Source organism: Tepidiphilus sp. HLB4 (assembly GCF_054823945.1).
Genome location: NZ_JSYB01000004.1, coordinates 42,205 through 63,161, shown reverse-complemented (window position 1 = coordinate 63,161; position 20,957 = coordinate 42,205). Strand labels below are relative to the sequence as shown.

The following is a 20,957-nucleotide window of genomic DNA, read 5'->3' as shown; positions in this document are numbered from 1 at the left end:
CCCAGGCTTGCCGCCGCAGCCGGGCGACGTCGATGCCGAGCCGCTCGGCCGTCACGGCATCTTCGGTGCTCGCGCGCACGCGCCGTCCCCAGTCGGTGCCGCGCAGCAGCAGGGCAAAGGCCGCGGCCACGCCGGCGGCGGCGAGCATCACCGCCCATTGGCGCGCCGCCAACCCCAGCCAGCGCCCTTCGCCCACCCAGTCGAAACGGTACCAGCCCTGGGTGGCGGCCGGCAGGCTCAGGAGCACGCCGCGCAGCGCGAGCGCCAGACCGAAGGTGGCGAGCGTCGCCACCCAGGGCGCACGCGTGCGCACCGGTTCGAGGGCGCAGCGCGCCGCGAGCGCCCCGAAGGCGTAGCCGGCGGCGATCGCCCCGAGGGCGGCGAGCGCGAGCGGTGCCCCCAAGGCCGCAAGCCCCACCGCCACGTAGGCGCCGGCTGCCATCGCTTCCCCCTGCATGAAGGAGAGCACGCCGGTGGCGCGATAGAGGAAGACGAGGGAGAGCGCCGTCAAGCCGTAGAGGCAGCCCTGGGCGGCACCGCCGAGCACGACCTCCGGCGCGAGGCTCATGGCCGTTGGCGCGCGGCCTCGACCGCCCGGGCAAAGCGCCTCAGCCCCTCGGCGAGCCGCGAGCGCGGGCAGCCGAGATTCAGGCGCACGAAGCCGGGAGCGCCAAAGGCCGCGCCATCGGAAAGCCCCAGGCCATGGGCTTCGAAGTGCGCCGCCGCATCCTCGAGCCCCAGGCGGCGCACGTCGATCCACAAGAGGTAGGTCGCTTCCGGCTCGGCCACCGGTAAATCCAGTGCCCGGATCGACTCCAGGGCAAACGCCATGTTTCCACGCAAATACTCGAGGAGCGCCTCGCGCCAGGCCCAGCCGTCGCGGTAGGCCGCCTCGGTGGCGACCAGGCCGAAGAGGTTGGGCGAAGAGGGGATGCGTCCGCGCAGCGCCCGGCGGTAGCGTGCACGCAGCGCCTCGTCCGGAATCACGGCGAAGGCGCATTGCAGCGCCGGGACGTTCCAGGTTTTGGAAGGGGCGAAGAGGGTGATCGTGCGCGCGGCCACTTCGGGGGCCAGCGTGGCGATGGGGCGGTGGCGCCGCTCGCGCGTGAGCACCAGCCCGGCGTGGATGTCGTCACTCACGAGGATGGCGCCGTGGGACAGCGCCAGCTCCGCCAGCCACGCCAGCTCTCTTTCATCCCACAGCCGCCCTGTGGGATTGTGCGGATGGCAGAGCAGCAAGGCGCCGACGTCGCCCGGCGCGAAGGCCGCGGCCATGGCCGCCTCGTCGTGCACCCAGCACCCCTCGGCGCACACCAGATCGACCGCGCGCAAGCGCTTGCCGACGTTGGCCGGCGCGGCGAGAAAAGGCGGATAGACCGGCGTGTGCGTGACGATGGCTTCCCCCGGGGCGATGGCGCAGCCGAAGTGAAAGCCCGGGATCACCCCTGGCAGCCACACGAGCCATTCGGGGGCGATCGTCCAGCCATGATCGCGCGCGATGCCGGCACACACCGCTTCCACGAGCGAAGGCCAAGGGTCGGTGTAGCCATAGACCGGGTGCGCCAGCCGGCGCGCCAGCGCTTCCTGGATCTCGGGCGCGACGGCGAAGTCCATGTCGGCCACCCACATGGGAATCACGTCGCGCCCGGCGTAGCGCCCCCATTTCTCGCCGGGGATCGTTGAGCGGTCGGGAGCGGCGTCGAAGTCGTAGGCGGGGCTCATGCGGCGGGCTCCTTGCTTGGCACCGCTCCGGCGGTCTCTTCGGCCTGAGGCGGTTTGCCGCCGATGCGCGCGGTGATGTCGGCGACGGCGCGGCGCATGGCCTGAGCGAGCGGCCCTTCCCAGGAAGCGTCGAAACGGCTCTCCGGGCCGAGCATGGTGAGCGCCAGCGTCAGATGCCCGAAGGCGTCGAACACGGGGGCGGAGAAGGCATTGATGCCCGGGATCGGATGGCCGAGCACGCGCGCCATGCCGTGGCGGCGCACTTCTTCGAGCGTCTCGTTGACGAAGGACCGCGACAGACGCAAAGGCTCGCGCCCGCCCGAGAGACGTTCGAGCTCGCGCTCGATGAGCGGGCGGGTGAGGCGCGCAGGAAGCCAGGCGGCGAAGACGCGGCCGGTGGCGGTGGTGAGCAGCCCCATCACGGTGCCGGGGCGCATGTTCACGTGGATGGCGCGGGCCGATTCCTCGATGGCCACCACCGTGGCGCCGACGTTGCCCCACACGGCAATGGCCACGTTCTGTTCGGTCTCGTCGGCGAGGCGGGCGGAGACTTCCACGGCCGCACGCAGCGGATTGAGACCCTGCAAGGCGGTGAGCCCCAGGCGCAGGGCGAAGGGGCCCAGTTTGTAGCGACCGGTGAGCGGATCCTGCTCCACCAGGCCGAGTTTGCCGAAGCTCACCAGATAAGGGTGGGCCTTGGCCGGGGACATGCCGGCAGCCGCGGCCAGATCGCGCAGCATCATCGGCGCACCATGCGCTTCCAGCGCGGCGAGCAGCGCCCCGCCGACCTCGATCGACTGGATGCCGCGGCGCTCGCGCACGCCGTTCTCCGGCGCGAGGGGTTCGTTTCGTTCCATGCGGATCTCGTGTAGTCAAACGCGCTTCGGGCATCAATCATAGCCCGAAACGTTGGCATGATCGAAATTCACCATAAACGAATCGATTGACACATGATGAATCACGTGCCAAGATAAAACGCATCGACAGGAGGAGCGATCCATGAATACCAAAGCCTTTGCCTCGGTGGCCGACCTCGAAGAGAAACCGGTTTCGTTCGAACGCCTCTCCGAACACGCCTGGGCCTACACCGCCGAAGGTGACCCCAACACCGGCGTGGTGATCGGCGACGACTCGGTGATGATCATCGATGCCACCGCCACCCCCGTGATGGCCAAATCGGTGATCGCCAAGGTGCGCGAGGTCACCGACAAGCCGATCAAATACGTTGTGCTCACGCACTACCATGCGGTGCGCGTGCTCGGCGCTTCCGGCTATCGCGACGAGGGACTGGAACACATCATCGCCAGCTATCCCACTTACGAGCTCATCCGCGAGCGCGGCCAGCAGGACATGGAATCCGAGATCGGGCGTTTTCCCCGGCTCTTTCGCGCGGTGGAGAGCATCCCCGGTCTCACCTGGCCCACGCTCACTTTCAAGGAAGAAATCACCCTGTGGATGGGCTCGCTCGAAGTGCGCATCCTGCATCCGGGTGCCGGGCACACCAAGGGGGACACGGCGGTCTGGCTGCCGCAGGAGCGCGTGCTCTTCTCCGGCGACCTGATCGAGGCCGAAGCCGCCTGCTATACGGGCGATGCCTACCTTGCCGACTGGCCGGCCACGCTCGATCGGCTCGAAGCGCTGCAGCCGGCCAAAGTGGTGCCGGGGCGCGGGCCGGCGCTCAAGGACGAGGCGGCGGTGCGCGCGGGGTTCCAATACACGCGCGACTTCGTCACCACGCTCTATCGCTGCGCCCAGGAGGCGGTGGCGCGCGGCTACGATCTCAAGAAAACCATGGAATACACCCGCAGCGTGATGGACCCGAAGTTCGGCCACGTCTTCATCTACGAGCATTGCCTGCCGTTCGATGTCACCCGTGCCTATGACGAGGCGAGCGGCATCCGCGATCCGCGCATCTGGACCGCCGAGCGTGACCGGCAGATGTGGCACGCGCTGCAAGAAGGCTGAAACGGGAAAAGCAGAGGCGCGGCCACGCAGCCGCGCCCGCGAGAGACGAGGGCGAAGACCACGCCAAAGGAGGAGGAAACCGTGCTGAAAACATATCAGTATCCCAAGTTCCCGTTCGTGCGTCCAGCCGAGCTGGATTCCCCGCAAACCCGGCACGTGCCGGTGATCGTGGTCGGCGCTGGGCCGGTGGGCCTGAGCGCCGCCATCGATCTGGCGCAGCGCAACATCCCGGTGGTGGTGCTCGACGAAGACGACACCGTGAGCATCGGCTCGCGCGGCGTGTGCTATGCCAAGCGCGCGCTCGAGATCCTCGACCGCTACGGCGTGGGCGAGCGCGTGGTGCAAAAAGGTGTGTCGTGGAACGTCGGCCGCACCTTCTTTCGTGACGAGGAAGTCTTTCGCTTCAACCTGGTGCCGGAGCCGGATCATCACCGTCCCGGCATGGTGAACCTGCAGCAATACTATCTCGAAGAATACCTGATCGACCGCGCCCGCGAGCTACCCAACATCGATCTGCGCTGGAAGAGCACCGTGATCGGTGTCACGCCCGGCGAAGACGCCGTCACGGTGCGCGTCGAGACGCCCGCCGGGGCCTATGCCCTGTCCTGCGACTGGCTGATCGCCGCCGACGGTGCGCGCAGTCCCATCCGGCGCATGCTCGGCCTGGACATCGAAGGCAAGATCTTCATGGACCGGTTCCTCATCGCCGACGTCGTCATGAAGGCCGACTTCCCGCCGGAGCGCTGGTTCTGGTTCGACCCGCCGTTTCACCCCGGTCAGTCCGTATTGCTGCACCGCCAGGCCGACGACGTGTGGCGCATCGACTTCCAGCTCGGCTGGGACGCCGATCCGGAGGAAGAGAAGAAACCCGAGCGCGTCATCCCCCGCATCCGCGCCATGCTCGGTGACGACCGCGAATTCGAGCTCGAATGGGTGAGCGTCTACACCTTCCAGTGCCGCCGCATGAAGCGCTTCAACCATGGGCGCGTGCTCTTCGTCGGCGATTCGGCGCACCAGGTCTCGCCCTTCGGGGCGCGTGGCGCCAATTCCGGCATCCAGGACGTCGACAACCTCGGCTGGAAGCTCGAACTGGTGATGCAGGGCAAGGCGCCCGCGGCCCTGCTCGATACCTATAGCGACGAGCGCACCTATGCTGCCGATGAGAACATCCGCAACTCCACGCGCTCGACCGACTTCATCACCCCCAAGGGCAACGTTAGCAAGACGTTCCGCAATGCCGTGCTCGGTCTGGCCCGGCACCACCCCTTCGCCCGGGGGCTGGTCAATTCCGGCCGGCTGTCGGTGCCCTCGTTCTATGTCGACTCCCCCCTCAATACGACCGATGCCGACGCCTTTGCCGGCCGCATGGTGCCCGGCGCGCCGATGGACGATGCCCCCGTGTCGACCCCCGGCGGCGGCTCGCCCTGGCTGCTGCCGCACTTCGGTCAGGGATTCCGGCTCATGATCGCACTCGACGATGCGGCCGCGCTCGATGCCGCCACCGCCGAAGGGCTCGCCGCCCTGCGCCGTGGGGCGATTCCCGTCGAGCCGATCGTCATCGCCCGCGAGGGTGGCGCGCCCGGCGGCATCGAGACCCTGCACGACGTCAAGGGGAGAGTGCGCGAGCGCTACGACCTGCAACCGGGCACCGTTTATCTCGTTCGCCCCGATCAGCACGTCGCCGCCCGCTGGCGCCGCTTCGACCCTGCCGCGATCGAGGCCGCGCTGCGCCGTGCCAGCGGTCAGCGTGCCTGAATGCAAGAGAGGAGGAGAGGATGATGATCACTCTGGAATACAATTTCCGCGAACCCCGTACCCGCACTTTCTACGGGTATGAAGCGGGCGATGCTTTCTACGAGGCGCTCATCGAGGCGCACCGCGACCTCGACGAGGAACAGAGCGCTCTGGTGAACGCCCGCCTCGTGCTGCTGCTCGCCAACCACGTCGGCGACGTCGATCTGCTGCGCGAGGCGATCCGTCTCGCGCGCGAAGACGTCGTGGGCGGCTGAGGCGCGGCCGGGGCTACACCCCGGCCGCGGTGCCGTTGCCGACGAAGCGCCGCAGATGGATGTGGAACGCCTCGGCGGCCGGCGACAGTGCCCGGCCGTGCCGCGTGAAGACGAAGAAACGGCGATGCACGTCCGGCTCGGTCAGACGCCGCATTTCCAGGCCATAGCGGCGCACCATGGGTTCGGCATAGGAGACGCAGATCGTCACCCCCAGGCCGATCGACACCATGGCGAGCGCCGTCGACATGAAGGCCACGGTCGTATCCGGATGCAGATCGAGGTCGCGCACCACCTCATGCAGGTCCCGCGAGAGTTTCTCCGTGAATTGCCCCTGCAAGGTGATGAGAGGAAACTCCGCCAGCCGCCGCCACGGCACTACCTCCTGCGCCGCGAGGGGATGGCCCGGTGGGAAGACGGCGTGAAAGGGCTGAACGAACAGGAGCTCCGCCTCGATTTCGCCGGGTACGTCCCGCTCCGGCCCCACGCCCAGGTCGGCTTCGCCCGAGAGCACGCAGGCCGGGACCGATTCCACGCCGCAGTCGATGAGGCGGATCGCCACGTGCGGAAACTCGCGCGTGAAGCTCGCGAGCACTTCTGGCAGCAGGGTGGCCGCCATCAACTGCGGCGCGGCGATGCGCACGATGCCGCGCTTGAGCGCCTTGAGCGTGGCCACTTCGTGCAGCACGGCGTCCAGATCGGCCAGGATTTTCTCCACCAGCGGATAGAGTTCGCGCCCGACTTCGGTGAGCTGCACGCGCCGGGTGCTGCGGTCGAAAAGCTGCACGCCCAAGGCATTCTCCAGCTCCTTGATCGAACCGCTCAAGGCCGACTGCGTGGTGTACAGATGCTCGGCGGCGACGGTGAAACTACCGAACCGTGCGACCGCAAGAAAAGCGCGCAACTGGCGCAGGGTGACATTCATCGTCACATCCGATTAATCGATCGAAAAAAACCGTTGAAACTATAAGTTTTTCGGCAATACAATGCAAGCATGACTGATGGTCGGAGGAGTCATCCGGCCCCACACGGAGGAAGACGCCATGGCACTCATCCAGAAAATCCACCACGCCGCCTATCGCTGCAAGGACGCCCTCGAAACCGCCCGCTGGTATGAAAAATACCTCGGCATGAAGCTGATCCTGTCGATCGCCGAAGACCAGGTTCCCTCGACGAAAGAGCCGGATCCGTACATGCACATCTTCCTCGATGCCGGCAATGGCAACGTGCTCGCTTTCTTCGAGCTGCCCACGCGGCCGCCGATGGGCCACGATCCCAATACGCCGGCCTGGACCCAGCATCTCGCGCTCGAGGTTGCCTCGATGGAAGACCTGCTGGCGACGAAAGAGCGGCTCGAGGCCGACGGCATCGAAGTGATCGGCCCGGTCGATCACGCCCTCTTCCAGTCCATCTACTTCTTCGATCCGAATGGCCATCGCCTCGAGCTCGCCTGCAATACGCTACGACCGGGCATGCTAGAGGCGCTCGACGAGGTGAAATGGGAGATGCTTGAGGAGTGGTCGAAGACGAAGAAAGCGCCCAAGCATGCGCGCTGGATGCACGACGGCCGCTACAAAGAGATGTTCCCGCTCGCCTGAATCCTTTGGAGATTTCCGACCGATGAAACTCGCCACGCTCAAAAGCGGCGGGCGCGACGGCACGCTCGTCGTCGTCAGCCGTGACCTCGGCCGCTGCTACCCCGTCGGCGCCATCGCCCGCACGCTGCAGGAGGCACTCGATCGCTGGGACGAAGTACGCGACGATCTGGCGCTCGTCGCCGAGTTGCTCGAACGCGGTGCCCTGAAGGACGCCCGTCCTTTCGACCCCGCCGCCTGCCACAGCCCGCTGCCGCGCGCCTACCAGTGGGCCGACGGCTCGGCCTATCTCAACCACGTCGAGCTCGTGCGCAAGGCGCGGGGGGCCGAAGTTCCCGCCTCGTTCTACGACGACCCGCTGATGTACCAAGGGGGCTCCGACAGTTTCATCGGACCGTGCGACGACATCGTCGCCGACGAATCCTGGGGGATAGACTTCGAGGCCGAAGTGGCGGTGATCACCGGCGACGTGCCGATGGGCATCGACCCCAAGGCCGCGCTCGAAACGATCCGCCTCGTGCTGCTCGTCAACGACGTCACCCTGCGCAACCTCGTGCCCGGCGAGCTCGCCAAAGGCTTCGGTTTCTTCCAGTCCAAGCCCGCCTCCAGCTTCAGCCCGGTGGCGGTCACCCCCGACGAACTGGGCGAGGCCTGGCGCGACGGCAAGCTGCACCTGCCGCTCGAAGTCCAATACAACGGCCGCCCCTTCGGCCGGCCGAACGCCGGCGTCGACATGACTTTCGACTTCGGACGCCTCATCGCGCATGCCGCGAAGACGCGCGAGATGGAGGCCGGCAGCATCGTCGGCTCGGGCACCGTCTCCAACAAGCAGGGCGGACTCTACGGCTCCAAGATCGAGAACGGCGGCGTGGGCTACTGCTGCATCGCGGAGGTGCGCATGTACGAGACCATCGAGTCGGGCGCGCCGCAGACGCCCTTCATGCGCCCTGGCGACACGGTCGAGATCGCGATGCACGACGCCAGCGGTGCCTCGATCTTCGGCAGCATCCGCAACCGGGTGAGGGGGGTGGGACGATAAAGCAGAAGGCGTTTTTCAACGAATCGATCCTCCCGAAGAGGAGGGTGTAGAGGAGACGAGCAATGGGAAAAACGAAAGCCTTAGTCTTGGCCGCGGTGATGGGATTCACGAGTCTCACCGCGATGGCGCAGGTGAAAATTGGCGTGACGTTCTCGATGACTGGGCCTCTCGCCTCGTTGGGGATTCCACCGAAGAATACGTTGGAATTGTTGCCGAAGGAAGTCGCCGGTCAGCGCATCGACTACGTGATACTCGATGACGCTTCCGATCCCACGCTCGCGGTGAGCAATGCCCGCAAGCTCATCGGTGAGAACGGCGTCGATGCCATCATCGGGGGCAGCAACACCCCGACCTCACTCGCCATCATCGACGTGGTGGCCGAGAACAAGGTGCCGATGCTCTCACTCGGGGCGAGCGACCGGATCCTCTCCCCCATGGATGAAAAACGTCGCTGGGTCTTCAAACCGACCCAGGATGACGGGATGATGGCCCGGGCCATCGCCGAGCACATGGCGGCACAAGGCATCAAGACGGTCGGCTTCATCGGTTTCGCCGATGCCTACGGCGAGAGTTGGTACCAGAATTTCAGCGCAGCGGCCGAAAAGCATGGCCTCAAACTCGTCGTGAACGAGCGCTACAACCGTACCGATACCTCCGTGATGGGGCAGGTAATGAAAATGCTGGCCGCCAATCCCGACGCGATCCTCGTGGCCGGCGCCGGTACCCCTGCCGCCTTGCCGCAGAAGACGCTGAAGGAGCGAGGGTACAAAGGGTTCTACTATCAGACTCACGGTGTGGCCAACAACGACTTTCTGCGCGTGTGCGGACGCGACTGCGAAGGGACTTTCCTGCCGGCGAGCCCCGTGGTCGTGGCGCCGCAGCTGCCTCAGGAGCATCCGGTCAAGACGAGCTCGATGGCTTACTACGGTGCGTACGAGGAGAAATTCGGCAAAGGATCGGTCAGCCAATTCGGCGCCTATGCCTGGGATGCGTGGAAACTGATCGAGGCCGCCCTCCCCGCCGCATTGCAGAAAGCCAAACCCGGTACGCCGGAATTCCGCACCGCCCTGCGTGACGGGATCGAGTCGACGAAAGAGCTCCCCGCGGCCAACGGCGTCTTCACCCTCTCGCCCCGAGGTCACCAAGGTCTGGATGATCGGGCGCGCGTCATGGTGCGCATCACCAACGGTGGCTGGGAATACGTGCGCTGACGCGATGATCCAAGGAGCAGACATGGAAACAGAACTCAGAGGAACGGCAGTCGGTCGCTGTCCGGTTGCCCACGATGCCCCGTCGAGCAATGGTTGTCCCGTGCATCTAATGGCGCAGGACTTCGATCCGTTCCAAGACGCTTACATGGCCGATCCGGCGCAATTCGTTCGTTGGGCGCGTGAGCAGGCGCCCATTTTCTACGCACCCAAGCTCGATTATTGGGTAGTGGCACGCTACGACACGATCAAGCAGATCTTCCGCGATCCGGTAACCTTCAGTCCGGCCAACGTCTTGCAATCCTTTGCGCAGCCTTCGCCCGAAGTGCGTCGGGTGCTCGAGCGCTATGGCTACGCCTTCAACCGTACCCTGGTCAATGAAGACGAGCCGATGCACCTGGAGCGGCGGCGGGTGTTGATGGAGCCTTTCACGCCCGAGCACCTGGCGGAACACGAGCCCATGGTGCGCGAGCTGGTACGCCGTGCCGTCGATCGGTTCATCGACGAGGGCCGTGCCGATCTCGTCGACCAGATGATCTGGGAAGTCCCTTTCACCGTCGCTCTGCACTTTCTCGGAGTGGATGACGACGACCGGGAGAAGATGCGCCGTTTCGCCATCGCCCATACCGTGAATGCCTTCGGTCGCCCTTCTCCCGAAGAACAGCTCGCCGTGGCCGAGACGGTGGGGCAGTTCTGGCAGTTCTGCGGGGAAGTGCTCGAGAAGATGCGGCGCACCGTCGACGGCCCAGGCTGGATGCGCTATTCGATCCGCCAGCAAAAACTCTACCCTGATGTCGTCACCGATTCCTACCTGCACTCGATGATGCAGGCGATCATCGTCGCAGCTCACGAGACGACGGTGTTTGCCACCACCAACGCCCTCAAGACCCTGCTGGAGCACGAAACCGACTGGCGCGAGATCTGCGCCGATCCCTCCCTCATTCCGGCGGCGGTCGAGGAATGCCTGCGCTACAACGGACCGGTGGCGGGGTGGAGGCGTCGCACCACCCGGGAGGTGGAAGTGGAGGGAGTGCGTCTGCCGGCCGGAGCAAACATCCTCATGATCGTCGCCTCGGCCAACCACGATCCCTCGCATTTCGACGATCCCGAGTTCTTCGACCTCGGCCGCGGCAACGCCTCCGAGCATCTCAACTTTGGCTACGGGGCGCACCAGTGCCTTGGCAAGAACCTCGGTCGCATGGAGATGCAGATCATGATCGAGGAACTCTCCCGCCGTCTGCCGCACATGCGCCTGGCCGAGCAGCGATTCGACTACCTGCACAACGTCTCCTTCCGCGCACCGCGCCATCTGTGGGTCGAATGGGACCCGGCGCAGAATCCCGAACGGCGCGATCCCGGCATCCTCAGCTTGCGTCAACCCTTGCGCATCGGCCCTCCCCGGGCGAAGGATGTCGTGCGGACCATGGAGGTCGCGGCGGTCGAGCGCCCCTCGGAGGACATCGTCGTCCTGCATCTGGCTCGCCCCGACCGGCGTCCCTTGCCGAGCTGGTCTCCCGGCGCGCACATCGACATCGAATGCGGCGACCCTGAACGCTCGCGGCAGTATTCCTTATGTAGCGATCCGGAGAATCGCGACGTATGGCGGGTGGCGGTGCAACGAGATCCCGCTAGCCGCGGCGGCTCACGCTGGATCCACGAACAGGTACGCCCGGGCATGTTGCTGCGCGTACGGGGACCACGCAACAGTTTCCGCCTCGACGAGAGCGCTCCTCGTTATCTCTTCCTGGCAGGAGGCATCGGCATCACGCCCATCATGACGATGGCGGCACGTGCCAGGGAGCTGGGGGCGGACTACGAGCTGCACTACAGCGCGCGTTCGCGTGCTTCGCTCGTTTTCGCCGACGAACTTCGCCAGATCCACGGTGAGCGGCTCCATTGTTATGTCAGCGGGGAGGGGGTGCGCAACGATCTGGCCGCGTTGATCGGCCGCACGCCTGCCGGTACGCAGATCTATGCCTGCGGACCGCAGCGCATGCTGGACGATCTGGAGCGGCTCGTCGAGGGGCGACCCGATCTCGTGCTGCGTGTCGAGCATTTCTTCGGTGAAGCCTCGCACCTCGATCCCACGAAGGAGCGGCCATTCCAGGTCGTCCTGCGCAATTCCGGCCTCACCTTGGAGGTTCCGGCCGACAAGACCTTGCTCGAAGTCCTGCGCGCCTACAACATCGAGGTGCAAAGCGATTGCGAGGAAGGTCTGTGTGGCACCTGTGAAGTCTCGGTCGTCGAGGGGGAAGTCGACCATCGTGACAGCGTACTCACCCGTGCCGAACGGCGCGAGAACCGGCGCATGATGTGCTGCTGCTCGCGCGCAAAAACCGAGCGTCTGGTACTCGACCTGTAATCCATCCTGCCGGGGAAGCCGATGAAACTCTACACCTACTTCCGCAGTTCCGCCGCCTATCGCGTGCGCATCGCGCTGGCGCTCAAGGGGCTGGGCTACGAGGCGGTGCCGGTGCATCTGCTGCGCGACGGCGGCGAGCAGCACCGGCCGCAATACCGGGCGATCCATCCCGGGGGGCTGGTGCCGGCGCTGCAGACCGACGGCGGTGAGGTGCTGGTGCAATCGCTGGCGATCATCGAGTATCTCGAAGAAACCCACCCCGAACCGCCGCTGCTGCCGCCCGATCCGCTGGGGCGGGCGCGGGTGCGCGGGCTGGCGCTGACGATCGCCTGCGACGTGCATCCGCTCAACAACCTCGGCGTGCTGCGCTACCTCACCGAACGGCTCGGCGCAAGCGAGGAGCAGAAACTCGACTGGATCCTGCATTGGATCGAACGGGGACTCGGCACGTTCGAGCGCTTGCTCGACGATTCCCGCACCGGCCGTTTCTGCCACGGCAACACGCCCACGCTGGCCGACTGTTGCCTCGTGCCGCAGGTCTTCAATGCCCGGCGCTACGAATGTTCGCTGGATGCCTTTCCGCGCATCCGCGCCATCGTCGAAACCTGCGAAGCCTTGCCGGCGTTCCAACAGGCAGCTCCAGCCCATCAGCCGGACGCACCGCAGCCTGCCTGAGAGGGCGCCGTCATTCCGATCAGGGCGGCGCAGACCGCCCGTCCGTGGAGCGTCCCGCCGCGCGCTCCCGGGGGTCTTCTTCGCGGCCGAAGGGGGGAGGAAATGCATCAGCCGAACGACGAACCGCGCAAATCCATCTATTACTGCTACCAGGTCTTCCCTCCTTATCTGCCCCACGGCGCCCAACCCCGCCAGAAAGTGGTCATCGTCGGCGCCGGACCCGTGGGCATGACGCTGGCGCTGCTGCTCGCCCGCTATCGCATCCCCAGCGTCCTCATCGAATCGGAAGTGCAGGTAAGCGAAGGCAGCCGCGCCATCGTCTATACGCGTCGCTCGATGGAGATCTTGCAGCAGGCGGGCGTGGCACGCCGCATCGCCGAAGTCGGGCTGCCGTGGCGCTTCGGCAACTCCTACTATCGCGGGCACCGGGTATTCCGCATGGAAGCGCCGCACGACGAGGACAGCCGCTTCTACCCCATGATCAACCTGCAGCAGCAATACCTCGAAGAGTTTCTGCTCGACGAGGTGCACCGCAGCGGTCTCGTCGAGGTGCGCTGGGGCAACAAGCTCGTCGGCCTGAGCCAGCGCGATGATGGGGTGGAGGCGCGCATCGACACGCCCCGCGGGGAATATACGCTCTCGACCGACTGGCTCGTCGCCGCCGACGGCGCCCGCTCGAGCGTGCGCAGCCTGATGGGGCTCTCGCTGGTCGGAGCCTCCTACACCGGGCGCTTCGTGATCGCCGACATCAAGATCGACCTCGATCTGCCCACCGAGCGGCTCGCCTTCTTTGATCCCGAATGGAATCCCGGCAACACCGTGCTGATGCACCGCCAACCCTTCGGCATTTGGCGGATCGACTTCCGCCTGCCGGAGGGCGAAGAGCCGGAGGAAGCGCTGCGCTTCGAGGTGCTCGCGGCGCGCATCGACGCCCATCTCCGGATGATCGGCTACGAAGGCAAATCCTGGGAACTCGACTGGTGCTCGGTCTATTCCGCCCGTGCCCTCACCCTTGAGGACTACGTCCATGGCAACGTCGTCTTCGTGGGCGACGCGGCGCACGTGCTGCCCATCTTCGGCGTGCGCGGCGCGAACACCGGCTTCCAGGACGCGTTCGACCTCGCCTGGAAACTCGCCTTCACGCTATATGGCTGGTCCGACCGCTCCCTGCTCGCCTCCTATTCCGAGGAACGCGTCGGTGCCGCCAAAGAGATCATCGAAGAGGCCGGGCGCAGCACGCGCTTCATGACGCCGCCCACCACGGGCCATCGCACGATGCGCGACGCCGTGCTGTCGCTGTCGATCGAGAACGGTTTCGTCGGGCCGCTCTTTCACTGGCGCACGTCCCGCCCGCACGTCTATGCGCGCTCGCGCCTCAACGCGCGTGACGACGATCAGGCGCTTTTCCTCGAAGGGCCGGTCGATGGAGCGCCGATCCCCAACGTCAAGCTCGGGCTCGACGATTTCCTGCTCGATCACTGGGACGAATCGATCCACCTGCTCGTCTTCACCGAACACGAAGCGCTGCCGGCCGACGTCACGACGCTGCAGCAACGCCTGCGGGCGCGGGGCGTGCCGCTGCGCCTGCTCGCCATCAGCCTCGGCCGGCGCCGCGTCGAGGGCGCCGACCTGACGCTGCCCGATCCCGAAGGCCGCTGCTGGCGCAAATACGGCGCGAGTGCCGACGGCGCGACCTACCTCGTGCGTCCCGACCAGCACGTCGCCGCCCGTTGGGGCAACTGCACCGCCCATCGCATCGCCCCCGCCCTCGAACGGCTCGTCAACCGCCTGGGAGAATCCGCATGAACGTCGCCGATCTGGAACGAATCTACGATCTGCTGGCCGACACGATCGACGCCGTCCCCGAAGACAAGGTCCGGCTCTTCCTCGCCAAATTCGCCCTGCTCGCCGCCCATGCGCTGGATGATGCGCGGCAGGTGACCGCGCTCATCGAAAACGCCAAGGCGGATTTGTAATTCCGGCAGACGGGGAGAGGCGTGATGGCCATCTGGTTCAGAAGATTCGCGATGTTGACGCTGGAATCGGTGACGGCGCTCAGCCTGGGCCTGATGGCCCTTCTCGTCTTCCTCAATGTGGTGTTGCGTTACTTCTTCTCTTCGGGATTGCCGGTAGCGGAAGAACTGTCCCGTCTCCTTTTCGTGTGGGTCGTCTTCCTCGGGGCCATTCTTGCCGCCCTCGAGCGGAAGAACATCGCCTATCTCGGCCTGTTGCGCCGCCTGCCGCCCCTGATCCGCACGGCTTTCGTCGTGGCCGGGGCCGTGCTCCTGCTCGTGTTCGGAGGGATGTTCCTCTACGGGGGATGGCTGCAAACCCGAATCAACATGGACAACCATTACCCCATTCTCGGCCTTCCCTATGCCCTTCTCTATCTGGCCGCGACGGTCTTCGGTTTGGGGTTGATCGTCATCGTGCTCGCGAACGCGTGGGTGGCATGGCGGCAAAGGGATCCGCGCTTGCTGGCGATCGCGGAAGGTGAGGATGAACTCGCGGTCGAAATGGCGGAAGAAGAACGAAAAGCCCTTGGGGAGGAATGATGGAGACGCTGCTTTTCGTTGCAAGCCTTCTTGGGGGGATCGCGGTCGGGCTGCCGATCGCCTACGCGATCCTCGCATCATCCCTCCTCGTGATGGCGGCAATGGGCGAGTTCGATCTCCAGGCCGTGGTACAGGGGGCGATCGCCGGCGTGGACAGTTTCGTCTTGATGGCGGTCCCTTTTTTCATTCTCGCGGGGGAGCTGATGAACGCCGGAGGGCTGTCCCGGCGCATCGTCGGCATGGCCATGGCCTTCGTCGGCCATCTGCGCGGAGGGATGGGCTACGTGGCGGTGATTGCCGCGGTCATCCTCGCGAGTCTCTCCGGCTCCGCCGTGGCCGACACCGCGGCACTGGGATCCATTCTCATCCCCATGCTGCGGCAGGCGGGATATGGTCTTGAACGCTCCTGCGGTCTCATCGCTTCGGGGGGAATCATCGCGCCGATCATTCCGCCTTCCATCGGGTTCCTGCTCTACGGGGTCGTCGGAAACGTTTCGATCACCAAGCTTTTCCTTGCCGGGGTCTTTCCGGGTCTCCTGATGGGAGCGGCATTGCTTCTCGCATGGGGATGGCTCAGCCGTTCGGAGGAAGGGATGGCCCGGCAGCGCCTGTCGTGGGGGGCACGTCTCCGGGCCCTGGCTGAAGGAGGGTGGGCACTGATGATGCCGGTCATCATCATCGGCGGCCTGAAATTCGGGGTCTTCACGCCGACCGAATCCGCCGTGGTGGCCGTGTTCTATGCGCTCTTCGTCGGGGTATTCATCTACCGCGAGCTCGACGCCAAAAAAATCTATCACGCCTTGCTGGCGGCCACCAAGACCACATCGGTCGTCCTGATCCTCGTGGCGACGTCGGCGGTTGCTTCCTACGTCATCACGATCTCCGAGATTCCCGCGCAGATCACGGCAATTCTCCACCCCTTCATGGGCAGCCCGACAGCCCTGGTGGCGGTGATGCTCCTCGTAACCTTCTTCCTGGGGATGGCCCTGGAATTCATCCCGGTCATCCTCATCCTCACACCGGTGTTTCTGCCGATCCTCGCCCAAGGGGGGATCGATCCCGTCTATTTCGGGGTCGTTTTCATGATGACCGTGTCGGTGGGCATGCTGATGCCACCGGTCGGCGTTGTGCTCAATGTCATCAGCGCCATCGGCAAACTTTCGCTGGAGCGGGCCGTGTACGGGGTGTTGCCCTTCATGGTGACAGAGATCATCCTCGTGATTCTCATGATCCTGTTTCCGGCGCTCGTCATGGTACCGCTGCGCTTTCTTGCTTGAACCACACCAGGGAGGAAATCATGTCGAAATGGGGAAGAGTCATGGCCGCGGTCCTGATGCCGCTGGTTTTCACGCTGCCGCTGCGCACGGCGCATTCGGCCGAGATACGGGCAAAGTTTGCCGTCACGATGCAGGAGGATTCGCATCAAGGACAGGGGGTGGCCAGGTTCATCGAGCTCGTGCGGCAGAAAAGCGGCGGACGGATCGTCATTAAACCCTATTACAATGCCGCGCTCGGCAACGACGTGCAGGTGACCTCGGCGTTGCAGGGAGGCAGTATCGAATTCACGGTGCCCCAGACGTCGACGCTGACCGGCTTGGTGCCGCAGTTCGAGGCCCTCGATCTGCCGTTCCTCTTCGAGAATGAAGCAGAGGCGGAAAAAGCGCTCGACGGGCCGCCGGGGCAGAAGCTACTCGAACTCCTGCCCCCGAAAGGGCTCGTGGGTTTGGCTTATTGGGAAAACGGGTTTTTTTCCTTCACCAACTCGAAACATCCGATCACGCGGCTGGAAGACTTCAGCGGTCTCAAGATCAGGGCCGTGCAGTCCAAGCTTTCCATGGATACCTTGTCCGCCTTGGGGGCGACGCCCGTGGCATTGCCGGTGCCGGAGATTTACACCGCGCTCGAGACGAAGACGGTCGACGGACAGAGCACACCACCCGCCGTTACCTACGCCCTGAAATTTCATGAAGTGCAGAAGTACGTCTCGCTCACGAATCATGCCTATGGTGCCTTTCTCCCGCTGGTGAGCAAGAAATTCTGGGACAGGTTGAGCGAGGATGACCGGCGCATCCTCGTCGAGGCGGCCAGGGAAACCGCCGCCTTCCAGCGTGGTATTGCCCGGGAGAAGAATCGCCTGGCCGTGCGGAAAATGGAGGAGGCCGGGTTGCAGGCCAACGCGATTTCTCCCGAGGAGCGCCAGCGGATGAAAGCGGCTACCGGAGCGATCTGGTCAGGGTACCGAAAGTCGCCCGAAGTGGGTCCGATTCTGGAAGAGATAGAATCCTTCCTGGGAAGGAAAGAGTGACGGACAAAAGGATGCGACGCAGAGGAACACGACGGGAGCGACGGGGTGCCGGGTTTCCCTGCCGGGAGCACGGGGCATGACCGAACTGCAAACCGTCGTCCTGCTCTCCCTTCTGCTGGGGTTGCAGCCGATCACCACCGACCTCTATCTGCCGGCCCTGCCGGGGATTACGGCGAGCCTGGGGGCGAGCGTGCCGCAGGCGCAGCAGACGCTGGCGGCGATGCTCTTCGCTTTCGGCGTGGCGCAGCTCTTCTGGGGGCCGCTGTCGGATCGCTTCGGGCGCAAGCCCATCCTGCTCGCAGGGCTGGGGCTCTACGTGGTGGCGGCGCTGGGGTGTACCTTCGCTACCTCCATGGCGCAGCTGCTTGGCTGGCGCGTGGTGCAGGGAGTGGCGCTGGGGGCGTCTGTGATGGCGGGGCGGGCGATCGTGCGCGATCTGCACGATCCCCTGGCGGGGGCGAAACTCCTGAGTCGCGCCTTCTCCGGCCTCGGGTTCCTCGCCTGCCTCAGCCCCCTCGTCGGCGGGGCGACGGTGCGCGTCCTGGGCTGGCGGGCGACGCTTTTCGTGCTGGCCGTGGCCGGGGTGGTCACGCTGGCATTTACTTGGCGCGTTTTTCGTGAAACGCTGGCGCGGCGCAATCCGCACGCCCTGCACCCGGCGGCGCTGCTGCGGGCCTGGCGCGAGGTGCTGGGACACCGCGATTTCTGGATCTTTACCTTGCTCGCCTCGTCTTCCTACGGCGGGCTCTTCACCTTCCTCGCGAGCTCTTCCTTCATCTTCATCAATTTCTACCGGTTTTCACCCACCGAATACAGCCTGGTGATGCTCGCCAGCGCCTCCTCCTATCTTTTCGGAACGGTGCTGTGCCGCCGTCTGCTCGGGCGCTTCGGGCTGAGGCGCACGGTGCAAGCGGGCGGCGTGCTCTCCTGTGCGGCGGGCGTGATGATGGTGATCCTGCTGCTGCTCGGTCGTGGCGGGCCGATGGGGTTGCTCCTGCCGTTCTGCGGCTTCATGATCGCGCATGGCATCCATCAGCCGTGCGGCCAGAGCGGAGCGGTCGGTGCGTTTCCCCAGTCGGCGGGCGTGGCCTCCGCCCTGAGCGGGTTCGTGATGATGTCGATCGCCTTTCTCACCGGGGCGGTGCTCGGCATGCTGGCGCGCGACACGCCCTGGCCCTTCGCCGGCCTGGTCGCCTTCTGGGGAGCGATGCTCTGCGTGCTCGCCTTCGCCTTCGTGCCCCGTTCCCGGCTCGTGGCCGGTGAATCGGCTCAGGGCGAACGCCCCGGCTGATTCCTGTTCCAATGGATTCATACAAGTAAATCAAGATCACAGAAGAATATGCGGGATCATCAGGTAGACTTCTTTGATCACATGTATTACACTGAAGTACAGTAATCAAAGGAGTAAATCATGGCCACCAGTCGTATGGTTCAAGCCCGCGTGCCGAGTGAAATTCAGGAGGCCGCCAATGCGGTAATCAGGGCATCTGGCCTGACCGTAAGCGATGTCATTCGCGTGCTGATGACCCGCATTGCTCAGGATAAAAGCATTCCAATGACGCTGTTCCAGCCTAACACCGAAACGCTCGAGGCCTTTGCCGAAGTCGAGCGTGGCAACCTCCAGCGATTCGATTCCGTCGATGAACTGTTCGCCGATCTTCATGCGGAAGATTGAGGTCACGACCGCATTCAAGCGGGATTTCAGGCGAGCATCCAAAGGGCCATACCGCGCCATTCTGGACATCGAATTGAAGCAGGTCATCACGCTGCTGGCAAACGATAGGCCACTGCCTGCAAAGTTTCGTGACCACGCATTGGCAGGCAAGTGGAAGGACTATCGAGACTGCCACGTCCGCCCAGACCTGGTGCTGATTTACCGACGCCTCGATGCGGACGACGAAAACCCGTGCCGCCTCGTTCTGGTACGCCTCGGTTCGCATGCGGAACTCGGTCTGTAGGGGTCTGTACCACCGAGAAGTGTCAATGACCATCAGAACGGATCCGCGTTTGGCCAATGAGTCAGTGAATCGGCTCAGGGCGAACGCGCTGGCTGATACACCGCCACGTCCAGCCCGCGCGCGGCGAGCGCCCGGCCGTGCCATTGGCTCAGCAGGCCGCGATCGCAGTAGAGCAGATAGCGCCGCGCTTCGGGCAGCTTCGCCTCGCGCAGGGCGAAGAAGGGGATCACCAGATCGGCCTCGGGCAGCGGCGCTTCGTCGGCGAGCTCGGGTGGGCGGATGTCGATGAGGATCTCGCCGGGGGCTTTGCGTGTCACGACAGGCAGTGCCTCGCCGGCCTCGGGTGGCGTGGCGAGCGCCTCGATCTTCCAGGTCTTGCGCGCGGCGAGCGCCCGATCGAGCACCGTGAAGTCGAAGTTCTGCTCCAGCTCGGCAAGCCGCTCGAAGGAGCCGTGGATCACCGGCCGCCTGGAGATGACGGCGCAGTGTTCCGGCAGATGTTCGGCAAAAGAGCGCGTACCGATGCGCTCGGCCCAGGCGATGATCTCGTTCTTGTGCAGCGCCACCACCGGGCGCACCACCAGCTTGTCGGTGGCCCGGTCGATGAGGGCGAGGTTTCTCAGCGTCTGGCTCGAGACCTGGGCGAGGCTCTCGCCGGTCACCAGCGCGTCGAGCCCGAGCTCGTCGGCCAGGCGGCTCGCGGCCATCAGCATCAGACGCTTGAGCATCACCCCCATGTAGCCCTCGCGCACGTCGGAAAGCAGCCGCTCGATCACCTCGCCGAAGGGCACGGAGACGAAGAGTGCCGGATGCGAACGGGCGTAGCGCTGCCACAGGTAGTAGCACACCTGCTGCACCGCCGCCTCGTGTTCGGCTCCACCCAGGTCGAAGAAGACGAAGTGCGTCTTGATGCCACGGCGCAGCATGAGAAAGGCGGCCACGCTCGAATCGAACCCGCCGGAGACGAGCGCGAGCGCCTCGCCCTGCGCGCCCAGCGGAAAACCGCCCAACCCTTTCTCGCGCCCTTCGACGAGCTCGAGCACGTCGCCGGAGAGTTCGATCGCCACCGTGACTTCGGGGTGCGTGAGATCGACCTTGGCCCCCGGTGCGGCGGCAAGGAGCGCGGTGCCCGCCGTGCGTTCGAGTTCGAGCGAGGTGAAGGCATGCCGCCCCTTGCGCTTGGCGCGTACGGCAAAGGTCTTGCCGGCCACCCAGGGCGCGGCGACCGCGGCCACGGCTTGCGCCACCGCCTGCGGCGAGACTTCGGACAAAGGGAGCTCGCGCACGCGCAGCACGAGATCGATGCCGGGGGTGTCGCACAGCCGCCGCTGCAGCCGCGCGCCGTCCTCGTCGGCCACTTCGACTTCGATCTTGTCCCAGAATCGGCGCACGCGGCAGGCGATGCCGTCTTTCTCGGCCAGACGCCGCACGTTGTCGGCGAGGATCTTGGTCATCGTCTTGCGCACCGAGGTGCTCTTGATGATGATCTCGGGGGAGAGCTTGAGGAGGAAACGCATGCGGGGATGGTCGGGGAAAAGGAAGCGGCGATTCTAGCAGCGCAGCCGGA

General features: G+C 65.2%; 21 protein-coding genes. 16 read left to right on the top strand and 5 right to left on the bottom strand.

Annotated elements, in window-relative coordinates; all coding sequences use genetic code 11:
* The 3 genes from OA56_RS00865 to OA56_RS00855 all read right to left on the bottom strand — a co-directional run.
* Window positions 1-568 (bottom strand): ABC transporter permease subunit (locus OA56_RS00865; RefSeq protein ID WP_461583175.1); only part of this gene is annotated, 568 nt, incomplete at its 3' end.
* Complete coding sequence (locus OA56_RS00860) at window positions 565-1,722, bottom strand: MalY/PatB family protein (RefSeq protein WP_461583174.1); 1,158 nt, start codon at window positions 1,720-1,722, stop codon at window positions 565-567. The genes OA56_RS00865 and OA56_RS00860, both read right to left, overlap by 4 nt.
* Window positions 1,719-2,579 (bottom strand): IclR family transcriptional regulator, encoded by an 861-nt coding sequence (locus tag OA56_RS00855; RefSeq protein ID WP_461583173.1) that lies wholly within the window; start codon window positions 2,577-2,579, stop codon window positions 1,719-1,721. Before OA56_RS00855 ends, OA56_RS00860 begins: the two co-directional genes overlap by 4 nt.
* Window positions 2,580-2,721: 142 nt before the next feature.
* Here OA56_RS00855 and OA56_RS00850 point away from each other — a divergent pair, with 142 nt between their 5' ends.
* From OA56_RS00850 to OA56_RS00840, 3 genes are all read left to right on the top strand, one after another.
* A complete protein-coding gene (locus tag OA56_RS00850) occupies window positions 2,722-3,687 on the top strand; it encodes an MBL fold metallo-hydrolase (RefSeq protein ID WP_461583172.1) in 966 nt (321 codons plus the stop codon).
* Window positions 3,688-3,768: 81 nt separating this feature from the next.
* On the top strand, window positions 3,769-5,442 hold the full coding sequence (locus tag OA56_RS00845; RefSeq protein ID WP_461583171.1) for an FAD-dependent oxidoreductase: 1,674 nt from the start codon (window positions 3,769-3,771) through the stop codon (window positions 5,440-5,442).
* 20 nt (window positions 5,443-5,462) lie between these two features.
* A complete protein-coding gene (locus OA56_RS00840) occupies window positions 5,463-5,696 on the top strand; it encodes a DUF2783 domain-containing protein (protein WP_028875151.1) in 234 nt (77 codons plus the stop codon).
* A 13-nt stretch (window positions 5,697-5,709) separates the two neighbouring features.
* On the opposite strand, the gene OA56_RS00835 is transcribed toward OA56_RS00840, so the two are convergent.
* Entirely contained in the window at window positions 5,710-6,618 is a 909-nt protein-coding gene (locus OA56_RS00835) for a LysR family transcriptional regulator (RefSeq protein ID WP_461583170.1), read from the bottom strand.
* A 118-nt stretch (window positions 6,619-6,736) separates the two neighbouring features.
* Here OA56_RS00835 and OA56_RS00830 point away from each other — a divergent pair, with 118 nt between their 5' ends.
* The 13 genes from OA56_RS00830 (at window position 6,737) to OA56_RS00770 (ending at window position 19,390) form a co-directional block, all read left to right on the top strand.
* On the top strand, window positions 6,737-7,291 hold the full coding sequence (locus OA56_RS00830) for a VOC family protein (protein ID WP_141055646.1): 555 nt from the start codon (window positions 6,737-6,739) through the stop codon (window positions 7,289-7,291).
* A gap of 22 nt (window positions 7,292-7,313) precedes the next feature.
* The gene (locus tag OA56_RS00825) at window positions 7,314-8,327 is read left to right on the top strand and encodes a fumarylacetoacetate hydrolase family protein (protein WP_461583169.1); all 1,014 of its coding nucleotides are present in this window, start codon (window positions 7,314-7,316) and stop codon (window positions 8,325-8,327) included.
* Window positions 8,328-8,389: 62 nt separating this feature from the next.
* On the top strand, window positions 8,390-9,538 hold the full coding sequence (locus OA56_RS00820) for an ABC transporter substrate-binding protein (RefSeq protein WP_461583168.1): 1,149 nt from the start codon (window positions 8,390-8,392) through the stop codon (window positions 9,536-9,538).
* A gap of 22 nt (window positions 9,539-9,560) precedes the next feature.
* Window positions 9,561-11,897 (top strand): cytochrome P450, encoded by a 2,337-nt coding sequence (locus tag OA56_RS00815; protein ID WP_461583167.1) that lies wholly within the window; start codon window positions 9,561-9,563, stop codon window positions 11,895-11,897.
* Window positions 11,898-11,918: 21 nt separating this feature from the next.
* Window positions 11,919-12,572, top strand: a complete 654-nt coding sequence (gene maiA, locus OA56_RS00810) for a maleylacetoacetate isomerase (RefSeq protein ID WP_461583166.1) — start codon at window positions 11,919-11,921, stop codon at window positions 12,570-12,572.
* 102 nt (window positions 12,573-12,674) lie between these two features.
* Window positions 12,675-14,378, top strand: coding sequence for an FAD-dependent monooxygenase (locus tag OA56_RS00805; RefSeq protein WP_461583165.1), 1,704 nt, complete (start codon window positions 12,675-12,677; stop codon window positions 14,376-14,378).
* Entirely contained in the window at window positions 14,375-14,548 is a 174-nt protein-coding gene (locus tag OA56_RS00800; protein WP_461583164.1) for a hypothetical protein, read from the top strand. The genes OA56_RS00805 and OA56_RS00800 overlap by 4 nt, the downstream gene beginning before the upstream one ends.
* A 24-nt stretch (window positions 14,549-14,572) precedes the next feature.
* Window positions 14,573-15,127 carry a TRAP transporter small permease gene (locus OA56_RS00795; RefSeq protein ID WP_461583163.1) on the top strand — a complete coding sequence of 185 codons (555 nt, stop codon included), beginning with the start codon at window positions 14,573-14,575 and terminating at the stop codon, window positions 15,125-15,127.
* On the top strand, window positions 15,124-16,404 hold the full coding sequence (locus OA56_RS00790) for a TRAP transporter large permease (protein ID WP_461583162.1): 1,281 nt from the start codon (window positions 15,124-15,126) through the stop codon (window positions 16,402-16,404). Before OA56_RS00795 ends, OA56_RS00790 begins: the two co-directional genes overlap by 4 nt.
* Window positions 16,405-16,445: 41 nt before the next feature.
* Window positions 16,446-17,432 carry a DctP family TRAP transporter solute-binding subunit gene (locus tag OA56_RS00785; RefSeq protein ID WP_461583161.1) on the top strand — a complete coding sequence of 329 codons (987 nt, stop codon included), beginning with the start codon at window positions 16,446-16,448 and terminating at the stop codon, window positions 17,430-17,432.
* 76 nt (window positions 17,433-17,508) lie between these two features.
* Complete coding sequence (locus OA56_RS00780) at window positions 17,509-18,723, top strand: multidrug effflux MFS transporter (protein ID WP_461583160.1); 1,215 nt, start codon at window positions 17,509-17,511, stop codon at window positions 18,721-18,723.
* 120 nt (window positions 18,724-18,843) lie between these two features.
* The gene (locus OA56_RS00775) at window positions 18,844-19,107 is read left to right on the top strand and encodes a type II toxin-antitoxin system RelB/DinJ family antitoxin (protein ID WP_461583159.1); all 264 of its coding nucleotides are present in this window, start codon (window positions 18,844-18,846) and stop codon (window positions 19,105-19,107) included.
* On the top strand, window positions 19,094-19,390 hold the full coding sequence (locus tag OA56_RS00770) for a type II toxin-antitoxin system YafQ family toxin (protein ID WP_461583177.1): 297 nt from the start codon (window positions 19,094-19,096) through the stop codon (window positions 19,388-19,390). The genes OA56_RS00775 and OA56_RS00770 overlap by 14 nt, the downstream gene beginning before the upstream one ends.
* Window positions 19,391-19,464: 74 nt before the next feature.
* Here the strand turns inward: OA56_RS00770 and thiI are convergent, their stop codons facing one another.
* Entirely contained in the window at window positions 19,465-20,907 is a 1,443-nt protein-coding gene (gene thiI, locus OA56_RS00765; RefSeq protein WP_461583158.1) for a tRNA uracil 4-sulfurtransferase ThiI, read from the bottom strand.
* Between the last annotated feature and the right edge of the window lie 50 nt (window positions 20,908-20,957).